Annotated in this window: 18 protein-coding genes; 16 read left to right on the top strand and 2 right to left on the bottom strand. The window is 50.1% G+C overall.

The window, feature by feature from the left end; translation table 11 throughout:
* The first annotated feature begins 217 nt into the window (after positions 1-217).
* From AB1L17_RS30700 to AB1L17_RS30655, 10 genes are all read left to right on the top strand, one after another.
* Positions 218-658, top strand: coding sequence for a hypothetical protein (locus AB1L17_RS30700; protein ID WP_412848732.1), 441 nt, complete (start codon positions 218-220; stop codon positions 656-658).
* A 2-nt stretch (positions 659-660) separates the two neighbouring features.
* Positions 661-1,863, top strand: a complete 1,203-nt coding sequence (alr, locus tag AB1L17_RS30695) for an alanine racemase (protein WP_412848731.1) — start codon at positions 661-663, stop codon at positions 1,861-1,863.
* Between the two features lie 230 nt (positions 1,864-2,093).
* On the top strand, positions 2,094-2,393 hold the full coding sequence (locus tag AB1L17_RS30690; RefSeq protein ID WP_007721089.1) for a CopG family ribbon-helix-helix protein: 300 nt from the start codon (positions 2,094-2,096) through the stop codon (positions 2,391-2,393).
* Between the two features lie 3 nt (positions 2,394-2,396).
* On the top strand, positions 2,397-2,747 hold the full coding sequence (locus AB1L17_RS30685; RefSeq protein WP_005830205.1) for a type II toxin-antitoxin system PemK/MazF family toxin: 351 nt from the start codon (positions 2,397-2,399) through the stop codon (positions 2,745-2,747).
* 291 nt (positions 2,748-3,038) lie between these two features.
* Positions 3,039-3,383, top strand: a complete 345-nt coding sequence (locus AB1L17_RS30680; protein ID WP_412848733.1) for an anti-sigma regulatory factor — start codon at positions 3,039-3,041, stop codon at positions 3,381-3,383.
* A 5-nt stretch (positions 3,384-3,388) separates the two neighbouring features.
* On the top strand, positions 3,389-4,390 hold the full coding sequence (locus AB1L17_RS30675; RefSeq protein WP_412848730.1) for a PP2C family protein-serine/threonine phosphatase: 1,002 nt from the start codon (positions 3,389-3,391) through the stop codon (positions 4,388-4,390).
* A gap of 23 nt (positions 4,391-4,413) precedes the next feature.
* Positions 4,414-4,740: an anti-sigma factor antagonist gene (locus AB1L17_RS30670; RefSeq protein WP_412848729.1), complete on the top strand. Its 327-nt coding sequence runs from the start codon at positions 4,414-4,416 to the stop codon at positions 4,738-4,740.
* Positions 4,740-5,234 (top strand): anti-sigma B factor RsbW, encoded by a 495-nt coding sequence (gene rsbW / locus AB1L17_RS30665; RefSeq protein WP_412848728.1) that lies wholly within the window; start codon positions 4,740-4,742, stop codon positions 5,232-5,234. The genes AB1L17_RS30670 and rsbW overlap by 1 nt, the downstream gene beginning before the upstream one ends.
* Complete coding sequence (sigB, locus tag AB1L17_RS30660) at positions 5,203-5,991, top strand: RNA polymerase sigma factor SigB (RefSeq protein WP_412848727.1); 789 nt, start codon at positions 5,203-5,205, stop codon at positions 5,989-5,991. The genes rsbW and sigB overlap by 32 nt, the downstream gene beginning before the upstream one ends.
* A 97-nt stretch (positions 5,992-6,088) precedes the next feature.
* Positions 6,089-8,251 (top strand): Tex family protein, encoded by a 2,163-nt coding sequence (locus AB1L17_RS30655; protein ID WP_412848726.1) that lies wholly within the window; start codon positions 6,089-6,091, stop codon positions 8,249-8,251.
* Positions 8,252-8,284: 33 nt separating this feature from the next.
* On the opposite strand, the gene cmpA is transcribed toward AB1L17_RS30655, so the two are convergent.
* Both cmpA and AB1L17_RS30645 read right to left on the bottom strand, forming a co-directional pair.
* Complete coding sequence (cmpA, locus tag AB1L17_RS30650; protein WP_012684250.1) at positions 8,285-8,407, bottom strand: cortex morphogenetic protein CmpA; 123 nt, start codon at positions 8,405-8,407, stop codon at positions 8,285-8,287.
* 77 nt (positions 8,408-8,484) lie between these two features.
* A complete protein-coding gene (locus tag AB1L17_RS30645) occupies positions 8,485-8,823 on the bottom strand; it encodes a hydrolase/acyltransferase (protein ID WP_412848725.1) in 339 nt (112 codons plus the stop codon).
* A gap of 111 nt (positions 8,824-8,934) precedes the next feature.
* Between AB1L17_RS30645 and AB1L17_RS30640 the strand changes: the two genes are divergently transcribed.
* The 6 genes from AB1L17_RS30640 to tsaD all read left to right on the top strand — a co-directional run bounded on the left by AB1L17_RS30640 (position 8,935) and on the right by tsaD (position 13,233).
* On the top strand, positions 8,935-9,396 hold the full coding sequence (locus tag AB1L17_RS30640) for a SprT family protein (protein ID WP_412848724.1): 462 nt from the start codon (positions 8,935-8,937) through the stop codon (positions 9,394-9,396).
* Positions 9,397-9,495: 99 nt separating this feature from the next.
* A complete protein-coding gene (gene thiL / locus AB1L17_RS30635; protein ID WP_412848723.1) occupies positions 9,496-10,512 on the top strand; it encodes a thiamine-phosphate kinase in 1,017 nt (338 codons plus the stop codon).
* Between the two features lie 5 nt (positions 10,513-10,517).
* Positions 10,518-10,988, top strand: a complete 471-nt coding sequence (gene tsaE, locus AB1L17_RS30630; RefSeq protein WP_412848722.1) for a tRNA (adenosine(37)-N6)-threonylcarbamoyltransferase complex ATPase subunit type 1 TsaE — start codon at positions 10,518-10,520, stop codon at positions 10,986-10,988.
* Positions 10,969-11,691: a tRNA (adenosine(37)-N6)-threonylcarbamoyltransferase complex dimerization subunit type 1 TsaB gene (gene tsaB, locus AB1L17_RS30625; protein ID WP_412848721.1), complete on the top strand. Its 723-nt coding sequence runs from the start codon at positions 10,969-10,971 to the stop codon at positions 11,689-11,691. The genes tsaE and tsaB overlap by 20 nt, the downstream gene beginning before the upstream one ends.
* A gap of 4 nt (positions 11,692-11,695) precedes the next feature.
* Positions 11,696-12,151, top strand: coding sequence for a ribosomal protein S18-alanine N-acetyltransferase (rimI, locus tag AB1L17_RS30620; protein ID WP_412848720.1), 456 nt, complete (start codon positions 11,696-11,698; stop codon positions 12,149-12,151).
* Entirely contained in the window at positions 12,151-13,233 is a 1,083-nt protein-coding gene (tsaD, locus tag AB1L17_RS30615) for a tRNA (adenosine(37)-N6)-threonylcarbamoyltransferase complex transferase subunit TsaD (protein WP_412848719.1), read from the top strand. Before rimI ends, tsaD begins: the two co-directional genes overlap by 1 nt.
* Positions 13,234-13,498: the final 265 nt, after the last annotated feature.

The following is a 13,498-nucleotide window of genomic DNA, read 5'->3' as shown; positions in this document are numbered from 1 at the left end:
GATGAACCGCCGTATACCGAACGGTACGTACGGTGGTGTGAGAGGACGGGGGTTAGTCACCCCCTCCTACTCGATTTTTCGGGATCGGTCGATGACGGTCGATTTGTCCATAAAAATCACCGTGCGAATGAGGTGAGGGGACAATCCGCGAATTGACACACAACGGGGAAACACGATACATTCAGAGTAACTTAACGAATGAGGTGGCATGCTTTACATGAAGAAACCGTCTAACGAAGTTTTGTACGAGGAAGCATCGACTTACAAAGACATGCTCCTGCGCAAAAGCTGGAAAATGCGCATTAACGAGACCGTAATGTTCGTGCTGGGAATGATGATTCTCTCTCAATTTTTCCCGACCAATGACACGAGATTCAAGGTCCTTGTTTTTGCCATTGCCATTGCAGTTGTTGGATTGTCTCCATTCCTGTACAGATCGGTTCTGCGTCCAGTCTACAAGCTGACAAAGACTCACCTGATTATCTCCATGTCAGGACAGGAAAAGAGCTACCCGCTGTCTGAAGTAGAGCAAATTTATGAAGGCCGTCATTTTTATCGTGTAGGCGGCAAAAAAGAATCACTGATGGTTTCCAGGGAATTTCTCAACCGTTTAAATGAGCGCTTGTTTTACTATAAAAAAGGGAACAAGAGGAGATAGGAATGAAACCGTTTTGTCGTGACACTTGGGTAGAGGTTGATTTGGATGCCATCCGGGCGAACGTCGAGACATTCAGACGTCATTTGCCAGAAAAAACGGGTATTATGGCTGTTGTGAAAGCTGACGGGTACGGTCATGGCGCTGTCCATGTCGGAAAAGAAGCGTTGGCGAGTGGTGCGGATTCTCTGGCGGTCGCTTTGCTGGATGAAGCGCTTGTCTTGCGGAAGGCTGGGATCAAGGCTCCGATTTTGGTGTTGGGATACACACCTGTCGAGTCCATCGTCATCGCGAGCGAGCTGGAAGTGGAGTTAACGGCTTACAGCGTCGAATGGATCACCAAAGCGAACGAATTCCTTCAGCAAAACAATCAGAAGCCCGTTGGTATTCACGTGAAAGCCGATACGGGCATGGGCCGCTTGGGTGTCCGGACAAAAGAAGATTTGCTTGCGGTCGTTGATGCCCTTGAACAATGCGCAAAGCTTAAGTGGACAGGTATTTTTACGCATTTTGCCTGCGCGGATGAACCAGATACAACCCATGTGCGACGACAACACGACTTGTTTCAATCCTTTTTGCAAGCACTGCGTGAAGCAGATAAAACATTGCCGGCGGTTCATTGCTGCAATACGGCTGCGGCTATCGCATTTCCCGATTGGGGGTATGATACGATTCGTTTAGGCATAGGTTTATACGGATTGTATCCTTCTTTGTACATGAAAGAACGTGCGGATGTCGTTCTTGCCCCTGCCTTGGCGCTGAAGACCCGAATTGCCCACGTAAAGAAGGCCGATGAGCCATTCACGGTCAGCTATGGTGCTACGTATGCAGCACAGCCTGATGAGTGGATCGCAACATTGCCGATCGGATACGCAGATGGCTATTCTCGCCTTTTGTCCAATCGTGGTGAGGTGCTGTACAAGGGATCTCGCTATCCGATTGCAGGCAGAGTTTGCATGGATCAAATCATGGTTAGCCTGAATTCGACAGGAGCAGAGGTTAATGACGAGGTAGTCTTGTATGGAAAACAAGGTGACGAGGAAATCTCCTTGGATGAAATTGCCGATTTGCTGGGGACGATCAATTACGAGGTTCCTTGTATGCTGAATTACCGAATTCCGCGCCTCTATTTACGGGACCAGAAAGTATCGGACGTCTTTCACCCATTGACAATGAAACACTCGTCCTATGAAAATGTAAATAACTAGCAAGGAAAATCAGCAGGAATTTTCCCTTGGAACACGAATACTAGTTAAGCGAAAAAGCTGGCTTTTTTGGTAAACGAAGTCTTCACCTGCACCTTTCGATATGCTACACTCACGTTTTCTAACCGAAAAAGCGCACAGATAGGTATATTTTTGCAATGGATTCGACATAATGGTATTGTTCATACTGGCTGTTCTTTCTAGAACCAGCATAGCGGATGGAAGTTACGGTCATGGTTGGAGGTGGATTTGTCTTGTCGAAGTCAAACACGAAACGCATCATGATCAGCTTGCCACAACACTTGCTTCAGGAAGTGGATGGCGTTATTCAAAAGGAAAAATCCAATCGCAGCGAGTTTATTCGTCAAGCGATGCATTTGTATTTGAAAGAACGTAAAAAACGTACAATCCGTGAGACCATGCAAAAAGGGTACATGGAGATGGCGAAGATTAATCTGAATATGGCATCGGAGGCTTTTGGCGCTGAAGAAGAGGCTGACCATACTCTTGTCCGCTTAGTTAGCGGGGTGTGACTGGTGATTGTCAAACGTGGCGATGTGTTTTTCGCGGACCTGTCCCCGGTCGTTGGCTCTGAGCAAGGAGGCGTACGGCCTGTTTTAGTCATTCAAAACGACATTGGAAATCGATTTAGTCCGACGGTCATCGTCGCAGCCATTACGGCGCAGATTCAAAAGGCGAAGCTGCCTACGCATGTGGAAATTGACGCAAAAACTTATGGATTTGATCGTGACTCCGTTATTCTGTTGGAACAAATACGAACCATTGACAAACAACGTCTGACTGATAAAATTACGCATCTCGATGACGAGATGATGGATCGGGTTAATGAATCCTTGCAAATCAGTTTAGGACTCATTGATTTTTAATGTGTAAGATAAGTTCAGACTATCTGATAGGAAAAGCCACTTGAGTGAAGCAAGTGGTTTTTTGCTGTCATATATGCAGGGATTTCATAGGTCGGCAGCGAACTGTTGGAAAAGAATAAAAGACAAAATGTGACACAATTTGCTTTATTTTTCGAGGTAGAGAAAAAACTCATTTCTACCTACCAAGCGAGGCGGAAGGGGTTTTTTTGGTTGTGGCAGAGCAATTCTCCTGAGACAATCAATATAGAACGAGAATCAGACATCGTGGCGGCAAGACAAGTGGGGCGAAATATGTCGAGGCTTTTTGGCTTTGGTACAATCACGCAGTCCCGCATCGCCACGTCTATCTCTGAGTTGGCGCGCAACATTTATTTGTATGCGGGTACGGGGACGATCACCATCTCGCCGCTGGAGCGTGAAGGCGTGATCGGCTTGCAAATCACAGCGATAGATAGTGGGCCAGGGATTCCTGATATTCGCAGGGCGTTAGAAGACGGCTATTCGACTTCCGGTGCTCTCGGAGCTGGATTGCCGGGTGTCAGACGCATGATGGATGAATTTGAGATCCATAGTACCTTGGGGGAAGGGACGCGCGTCGTTGTTGTGAAGTGGAGCGATCAAGTAGAGGAGGAATGAGATAGATGGTAACCCGGAGCTTCCAAGAAGAGTATGTAAAAATTCTTCGGGATTACCTGAGTGCTCAAGGGGAGGACCAGCTTTACGGAGCCCAGCAGTTGGGCAAATGGATGCTTTCTCGAGATATTTCTCCAGAGGAATTGACAGATATGCATGCGCGAGCGCTTGAGCAGCTCGGGGAAGTGCCAGAGTTTGTGCGCTCCTCCTTCTCCATTTTGACTGAGGTCATGATTGAATATGGGAACGAGCATCGATCCGTAAACAGCTGGCGAAACAGACATCAGCAGATGGAATCAGAAATAGCCGTGGCAAAAGCCATGCAGCAAACACTTTTGCCGAGTGAGGTTCCCGTTTATTCAGAGCTGGAGATTGGCGTAGTGAGTATTGCGGCGAAACAAATATCGGGCGACTATTACGACTTTATTGAGCAAAGGGAAGGTCGTTTTGGACTCGCTATAGCAGACATTACGGGAAAAGGAATGCCTGCTGCGATGTGCATGTCGATGCTGAAATATGCGATAGACAGCCTTGGAGAAATGGAGCTAGGTCCCGATGAAATGCTCCGTCATTTAAACCGGATTGTGGGAAGAAATATTGATCCGAGCATGTTTGTGACGATGCTGTTTGGCAGCTACGATACGAAGGAACACTGCTTCCGTTATGCGACGGCAGGGCACGAGCCAGGATTTCTGTACAGGTCGGCCGAAGAGAAGTTTTACGATCTCGAAGGAAAAGGCTACGCTTTAGGGCTATGTCCCACCAGTCAATACGAGGTTCAAGAAATTCGTTTAGAAAAGAATGATGTTCTGATTCTTCTGACGGATGGTGTAACAGAATGCAAAATTAACCGATACTATTTGCAAAGGGAAGAGCTTGTACACCATTTGCAAAAAGAGGTGGGCGAATCTGCCCAGAAGATGGCAAACGGCCTGTACAACAGACTGCTTCTGCTCTCCCAGTTTGAACTGCTGGATGATTACACCATGATTGTACTTCGAAGAACCTAAGCAACATACGGGGGGTAGCGCAGATGGACCTGCTAATTCAGACAACGAGCCTTGAATCAGAACACCGAGTGGTCCTTGGTGGGGATATTGATGCTTATTCAGCACCAAAAGTAAAGGAAACACTCATGTCACTCGTCACCAGGCCGGATATCAATCGCATTTCAGTTGATTTGGAAGCGGTAGAATACATGGACAGTACCGGAATCGGAATTTTCATCGGGATTATGAAAGAGTGCATCCAAAAAAATTGCACGTTTGAGGTGCACAAATTGTCTCCGCGTGTGGAAAGGCTATTTCGCATCACTGGCTTATACGATCATATTGCCATCCGCAAAGGAGAGAGCGAGTAATGGGTCCAAATAGACCTCAGGCAGACGTGATTCAATTGACTTTGCCGAACCAGGCGGAGTATTTGGGAGTAGCGCGTCTGACTGTATCCGGTGTAGCCAACCGTATGGGCTTTTCTTATGAAGACATTGAGGATATCAAGCTTGCCGTCGGAGAAGCATGCACAAACGTTGTAAGACATGCATACAAGGAAACAGAGAATCCTGGCTCTATCCATATCCAATGCCACGTTTACGAGGATCGATTGATGATCGAGGTAAGCGATCGGGGCGTAGGATTTTCGAGTGAGCTCATTGCTGAGCAACTGACGCCGATTTACGCAGGGAAAAACCTTGAGGATTTGGATGAGGGCGGGCTGGGGCTCTATCTCATCCACACGCTGATGGATGAAGTGGAGATTCGCTCTGAATCAGGGGTAGTAGTCTCTATGACCAAGTATGTTCGGCAGGATGGGGTGGCTGGCAATGACTGGACAATCTCGGAAGCAGAAATATAGTCCAGAGGAGTTGAAGGAGCTCATCCACCTGTATGGTGAAACAAAAGATCCCGCGATACAGGAACAACTGGTGAGGGCCTATACTCCTCTTGTGGAATCGCTAGCAAAGAAGTTTGTTCGTGGACAAGTCATGTATGAAGACCTCGTACAAGTCGGTTTAATCGGATTGCTTGCTTCCTTTCGACGGTTCGACCCTAGTTATGAGAGGACGTTTGAGAGCTTTGCGATCCCGACTATCGTGGGCGAGATTAAGCGCTATATTCGGGACAAGACATGGAGTGTCTATGTTCCGCGCAGGGTAAAAGAGCTGAGCCCAAAGATCAAACGGGTGGTCGACGAGCTCACGATCAAGCTACAGCGTTCTCCCCAAATTGCTGACATCGCATCAAGCCTCGGGGTTACAGAAGAAGCGATTCTTGAGACGTTGGAGATGGGGCGCAGCTATCATTCTCTCTCCATGGATAGCGAACTGGAAGCTGATCTGGACGGCAACACCATTTCATTACTGGATCTTGTTGGGACGACGGAAGAAGGGTACGGAGCAGTCGAGCAGAATCTGATGCTGGACCGAGCCCTGCAAATTTTGGACAGTCGTGAAAAAGAAATCATTCATTTAACCTTTTATCAAAATTTGAGTCAGAAGCAAGCTGGGGACGTCATGGGGATGTCACAAATGCATATTTCCCGCCTCCAGCGCAGGGCGTTGGGCAAGCTGAGGGAAGCATTGAAAGTGGAACAGCTGGAAAGTGTGACGTAGAGGGGCCAGGAGGCTCCTCTTTTTTCGTCCCTTTTTCCAGTCCTTGTTAGCAAATATGGTACAATAAACGTCGAAGAATGAGCGCAGGAGGACAGGTATGGAGCTTACGTTGATGATCCAAACAATCGCCCAAGATACGGGTGTCAAACCTCACCAGGTGGAGCGCACGGTTGCCCTCTTGGATGAAGGAAACACGGTTCCTTTTATTGCTCGCTACCGCAAAGAAATGACGGGGCAGCTAGATGAAACACAAATTCGAGCGATTGAGGAACGCGTTCGCTATTTACGCAACCTGTCAGTGCGAAAGGAAGAAGTCGTTCGCCTCATAGATGAGCAGGGCAAACTGACGGACGAGTTACGCGCAGCCATAGAACGAGCAACAAAGCTGCAAGAGGTAGAAGATCTGTATCGTCCTTACCGTCAAAAGCGCCGTACGCGTGCGACGATGGCTAAGGAGAAGGGGCTGGAGCCACTTGCCAATTACCTCATGAGCCTGCCGAAAACCGGGAGTCCGGAAGAAGAAGCGAAGCAATATATCGACCCGGAAAAAGGCGTCGAAACGACTGAGCAAGCTTTGCAAGGAGCGATGGACATCGTGGCGGAACAGCTGTCCGATGACCCTGAGATTCGTCAGTGGGTTCGTCAGCGCTCTGTGCAAAAGGGATTGCTTCTGACGGAACAGAAATCGGAAGAAGCGGACGAGAAAAATGTATACCAAATGTATTATGCATATAGTGAGCCTCTAAAGAAGGTTGTCCCACATCGGGTGCTGGCCATCAATCGAGGAGAGAACGAAGGGATTCTAAAGGTAACGATTGAAGCGCCTGTGGCAGAGATTTTGGCTTGGATGCAAAGGCGTGCGATTTCTCGCGATACAGTTGCACGTGACCTGCTGACACTCACAGTAGAGGATGCGTACAAGCGCCTGATCGCACCTTCTATCGAGCGAGAGGTGCGCGCCGAGCTGACAGAGGCAGCCGAGGAACGGGCTATACACATTTTTGCAGAAAACCTGCGTAATCTGCTGCTTCAACCGCCTGTAAAAGGCAAAGTCGTACTTGGGGTCGATCCCGCGTTTCGGACAGGCTGCAAGCTCGCCGTTGTAGACGAAACGGGCAAGCTGTTGGAGGTTGCGGTTGTTTACCCAACCCCTCCAGCCAATAAAGTAGCCGAAGCCACAGTCAAAGTGAAGCAGCTAATCGAAACATACGGGGTAACTGTTGTAGCGATCGGTAACGGTACGGCTTCGCGCGAGACGGAACAGTTCATTGCCACGCTTCTGAAGGAATTGAAGCGAGAAGTGATGTACATCATCGTGAACGAGGCAGGCGCATCCGTATATTCCGCCTCCACTCTGGCCAAGGAGGAATTCCCGGACCTGGATGTAGCAGAGCGAAGTGCAGCCTCCATCGCTCGCCGCTTGCAGGACCCGCTCGCGGAGTTGGTAAAAATCGATCCGAAATCCGTCGGGGTAGGTCAGTACCAGCATGATGTTTCCCAGTCGAGGCTGGCAGACAGCTTGCAGTTTGTGGTTGAGTCCGCCGTGAACCATGTCGGGGTGGATGTGAACACCGCTTCTCCTTCTCTTCTGCAGTATGTATCAGGTATTAGCCGCCAGGTAGCGGGGAATATCGTGAAAAAGCGGGAAGAGATCGGGAAGTTCACGGAGCGCTCCCAGTTGAAGGCAGTCCCGCGCTTGGGTGCCAAAACGTACGAGCAGTGCATCGGGTTCCTGCGCGTCATGGAGGGGGCCAATCCACTGGACAAAACACCCATTCACCCGGAATCGTACGAGGCGACTCATCAGCTTTTGACGATGCTTGGTATCAGCGCTCATGAGATTGGTAGTGAGAATTGCAGGGAACGCTTGCAGTCTCTGGATGTAAAAGAGACCGCTGCGAAGCTCGGGATTGGTGAGCCTACACTGCAGGATATTGTAGACAGCCTCTTGCGTCCTGGCCGCGACCCGCGTGACGAGCTGCCGAAGCCGCTCTTGCGAAGCGATGTCCTCCAGCTGTCTGATCTGGGCGTAGGTATGAAGCTGCAAGGCACGGTGCGCAATGTGGTCGATTTCGGAGCGTTTGTTGATATCGGTCTGAAAAACGACGGTCTCGTGCACATTTCCCGCTTGAAGAAGGGCTTTGTCAAACATCCGCTAGAAGTGGTTACCGTAGGTGATATCGTGGATGTATGGGTAGTAGAAATTGACGAGAAGCGTCAGCGTGTCGGGATGACCATGATCCCGCCAACAGAAGGATAAAATAAGGGATACATGAGAAAAAGCGGCCTCCTGTTAATCGGGACGGCCGCCATTTTTTTCTAAATATAAGAACCAACAGCTATTGAGCACACGAATTTGGCGAACGTCCTTCCCATTAAAGGCACGTTGCAACTGCCTGCGCATCCATTGGGGCATGAAGGTACCTCCTGGAGATATTCGTCTATTGGCAATGTATGCGCAAGGACGAGCAGGAGGTGCCTATAATTATAAATTTACTCTTCTTCTTCGTACAAATACTCCAGTTGGGCTTGCAGGGCACGAATCTCAGTCAACAAGGAGATGAGAGGATACTCGGTCTCTTGAAGGGCAGCGAAGCGGCGCTCGAGACCATTAACGTACTCCAATCCATCCACGATCGAAAGCCCGCTCTCTAACCGTTCCACATCCGTACATTCTGCCAGAACAGTAGGCAATTCAGGGCGTTCTGCAATCGTCAATTTGTCAATTTCCTTGTAAAGTCGTTTGAATAGAGCAATCAATTGGTACATATGCGATTCGGGCAGCGAGACAAACTGTAGCCCGTCACTGGATTGCAACAACAAGTAGCGCATAGACTCCTCCACCATTCTGTTATCCGTTTATTTGCACTCAGTGTAGCCTATCTGTCTGGCACTTTTCAACTGGAACTGCTATGGTGAAAGGAAGGAAGCGGAGGAGATGAGATGACCGATACGGAACTGCAAATGCTGGTAGAGCAAATATCCAGCGAGTTTTTTGCCAAGCCCTTTCGCCATCAGGCCCGCTTTAACAGCAGATTGCGCACGACTGGCGGGAGGTATTTGCTGCGCTCCCATGACATTGAATTAAACCCGAAGCATTTGCAGGAGCATGGTATGGAGGAATTGATTGCGATCATCAAGCATGAGCTGTGCCATTATCATTTGCACATAGAAAAGCGCGGGTATCGTCACGCTGATCGGGATTTTCAAATATTGCTGCGTCAGGTAGGGGGAAGCCGATACTGCCAGCAGGTAGGCAACGGTCGAACGACCCTGCCTTATCGCTACGAATTGGTATGCAAGGCATGTGGCATGAGCTACAAACGCAAAAGAAAAATGAACCCGAGCCGCTATCGTTGCGGACGCTGCAAAGGGACGCTGCTGCTACGGGAGCTCGCGACATAAAGAGCCTCTAGGCGGTTGGCTTTCTTGCACGTCTTTTGACAGCAGGGGTATAATGAACACACGAAAAATGTTTTCCACGAAGGAAAAGGAGCGTTTGAGGTGGCACACGACGAATTTTCCCTGATCCGGCAATGGACGAGCCGTTCTGCGGGGCAGGAAGGGAATGGTTTGACCGTCGGGCTTGGGGATGATGCTGCCGTCTTCTCCCCAGCGCCAGAGATGGAGGTCGTGGCTTGCTGCGATGCGATGGTGGAGACGGTACATTTTTTAAAGAAAACCATGAAGCCGAGTGATATCGGATATAAGGCTGTTATAAGCAATGTGAGTGATGTTGCTGCGATGGGTGGAGTTGCCCGGTATGCACTGGTCAGTATCGCGGTCAGTCCGCAATGGACACCTGATGAATGCCAGCAAATCTACGAAGGCATTTACGATGCGTGTCAGGCATACGGGGTAAGGGTCATTGGTGGCGATACGGTCTCTGCGCCTGATGCCCTGCATCTGAGTGTCACGGTACTGGGCGAGGTGGAAAAAGGGCGTGCCATTCGCCGATCACAGGCACAGCCAGGACAGCTCGTCTTTGTTACAGGGCATGTCGGAACCTCTGCTGCAGGACTACATCTTCTTCTGCAAGGCGAGACTGCAAATAGGAGCGCCTCTTTCCCATGGGCCACATTGATGGAAGCCCATCAGCGTCCCGTTGCCCAAATAAAAGCGGGCAGGCTGCTGCTGGAATCAGGTGCATGTGGTGCGCTGAATGATGTAAGCGATGGACTGGCATCAGAGCTGTGGGAGATCACCGAAGCGAGCGGTGTATCGATTGTAATCGATTCCGCAACAGTGCCGATCCATGAGGATGTTCGGAATTATGCACGACACGTAGAGAAGGACCCGCTGGAGTGGGCTTTTTATGGCGGCGAGGATTATCAATTGGTCGGAACGCTTGCGAAAAGCCACTTTGAAGTCGTTAGCAAGCATTTTGCAGCCAATGGCATACCGTTTACAGTCATCGGTGAGGTGATGGCAAAAAGTCAGGAGCCGGAATTGTTGCTACAGCGCGATGATCAACAGCTCCCGTTGCCTAAAGCGGGATTCAACCATTTTAGGAGTGGATGAAAGAGATGAGCTACACATGGAGGCTCACGGGTGCGCAGGAGACGCAGCGCTTTGCCGAGCAGCTGGCAGGTCTGCTTGAGCCAGGTGACTTCCTCGCGATGGAGGGAGATCTGGGTGCGGGCAAGACGACGTTTACCCAAGGGTTGGCAAAAGGACTAGGTGTACGACAAGTAGTGAACAGTCCGACCTTTACCATCATAAAAGAATATCAGGGGCGCTTGCCGCTTTATCATATGGATGTCTATCGGGTAGGCGATGATCCGGATTCTCTTGGTCTGGACGATTACTTTTTTGGTGAAGGGGTCTGTGTCGTAGAATGGGCTTCTTTAATCGAGGACGTCCTGCCGACAGATCGGATGACGATCTACCTGCGAAGAGAAGGTGAGGAACAGCGGGTAATAGAGCTGGTTCCTCAAGGGAATCGTTATGTGAAATTGTGTGAGGAGTTTGATTTTGATGCGCGTACTGGCGATTGATACATCGAATCTGGTGCTAAGTGTTGCTGTGGTAGAAGAAGAGCGGGTCTTGGCAGAAATGACGACGAACCAGCAAAAAAACCATTCGGTGCGTCTGATGGATTGTGTCAGTGAACTGCTCGATGCGACAGGAACAGCGCCAGAGGATCTCAGCGGTTTCGGGGTGGCAAACGGACCGGGCTCCTACACAGGCGTAAGAATCGGCGTTGCCTCTGCGAAAAGCATGGCTTGGTCGCTGAATGTGCCAGTCATCGGTGTGTCCAGTCTAGAGGTAATCGCCATGAACGCTACAGGCTTTCCTGGATTGATTGTGCCGCTGTTCGATGCGCGCAGAGGTCAAGTTTATACGGGCTGCTACCGTACGGAGGGAATGGAGGAAGTACGCGCGCAGTCCAAAGAACAAATCATTCTGTTGCGAGAATGGTTGCCGCTGTTGCGTGATCAGGCACAAGGAGAGCCGATCTTGTTCTTGGGTGAGGATGTAAGGCTGCACCGAGAGACAATTGTGCAGGAGCTTGGGGATCAGGCACAATTCGCTTCTCCAGCGTTTAATCACCCGCGTGCCGCACATATCGGCTATGTGGCGCTGCGCATGCTTCAAGACGGCGGGAATGCGCATGAGCTGGTTCCAGAGTATCTACAGCTGGCAGAAGCAGAAGCGAAGTGGCTTGCCCAAAAGCAGGCGGGGGCCGTAAAGGAGTAAAAGCATGAGTCAACCAATCGATTTGGAATATCGTTATATGACGATGCAGGACGTTGGAGCGGTGGCAGAGCTAGAGCGGTTGGCTTTTACAACTCCATGGCCGCATGATGCATTTGTCAACGAGCTGACGAGAAATCCAAATGCACGCTATGTAGTCGTCGTTCACCAAAATCGAGTTATCGCTTACTGCGGCATGTGGATCGTGATCGATGAGGCACACATTACAAATATCGCCGTCCATCCATTATTTCGCGGAAAGAAGGTTGGATTGGCGCTGATGATCAAAATGATGGGTGTTGCCAAGATGCAGGGTGCCCATAGCATGACGTTGGAGGTTCGGCCATCGAACACAGCAGCGCGGAACATGTATATCAAGCTCGGCTTCAAGGAGCATGGACGACGCAAGGGATATTATTCGGATAACAATGAGGACGCAATCATTATGTGGGTGACATTGTAATGAACAAGACTTATACTTCGCGCTACGAGATGCGCATACAGCAAAAATACGAAGCACATAAGGAATCAGGTGCTCCTACTTATATTTTAGGCATTGAAACTAGCTGCGACGAGACTTCGGCTTCTGTCATCCGTGATGGCAGAGAGGTGCTGTCTAATGTCATCGCTTCCCAAGCCGATATTCATAAAAGGTTTGGTGGAGTCGTACCGGAGGTTGCCTCCAGACGTCACGTGGAGAACATCACGCTGACGATCGAGGAGGCCTTGGCAGATGCCGGGAAAACATTGGACGACATTCAGGCCATTGCAGTGACTTATGGACCAGGGCTCGTCGGAGCGCTTTTGGTCGGTGTGGCGGCTGCAAAAGCGATCTCCATGGCCAGAGGCATTCCGTTGATCGGAGTCCATCATATCGCGGGTCATATTTACGCGAATCGTCTGGTGCAAGAAATGGAGTTTCCATTGATCGCACTCGTCGTATCAGGCGGGCACACAGAGCTTGTTTGGATGAAGGAACACGGGCAGTTCGAGATTTTGGGCGAAACGCGTGACGATGCCGCAGGAGAAGCGTATGACAAGGTAGCACGGGCGTTGAATTTGCCGTATCCAGGGGGACCTCATATTGATCGGCTCGCACATGAAGGGGAGGCAAACGTACCACTCCCGCGCTCTTGGCTGGAGCCGGATTCCTACGATTTCAGCTTTAGTGGCTTGAAGTCGGCTGTGCTCAATACCTTGCACAATGCTGCACAGCGAGGAGAGACCATCGAACCGGCGAATCTGGCTGCGAGCTTTCAAGACTCAGTGACAGAGGTACTCGTTGAAAAGACGATTCGGGCAGCACGTTCCCATGGAGCGAAGCAGGTATTGCTGGCTGGCGGTGTTGCAGCGAATCGCGGTCTGCGCGAGCGATTGCAGGCAAGATGCGAGGCAGAAGGCATTCCGTTAGTGATTCCACCGTTTACGCTATGCACGGACAACGCTGCGATGATCGCGGCAGCTGGCTTCATCAAGTATGAAAAAGGACAGTTTGAGGGGCTTGATTTGAACGGCGTACCAAGCTTGTCGCTTTCTGAGCAATAGATGTGAATGGGTGAAAAGCATCTCTGAAGCTATGTCAGAGATGCTTTGTTTGTTTTATGGAGTGGCTGTAGGGGGGAAGAAGCGCATTTCCAGTCTACGCTTCGGCCTACGCCCCGCAAGGGGGTATGACTGTCCGCTTCGGAATAAATGGCGGGAGCGCTTCAAACGTAGAGGTTTTGGGGAAGGATTTCATAAGTTATGATGAACGAGGACAGCCCCTATTCGTAACTTCGTAGGTTACTCTGGCTACACTAAGGGCAAGTAC

This window comes from Brevibacillus jepli, assembly GCF_047229145.1.
Taxonomy (GTDB): Bacteria; Bacillota; Bacilli; order Brevibacillales; family Brevibacillaceae; genus Brevibacillus.
Note: the sequence above shows the minus strand (reverse complement) of the source record. Positions and strands in the feature narration are given on the sequence as shown.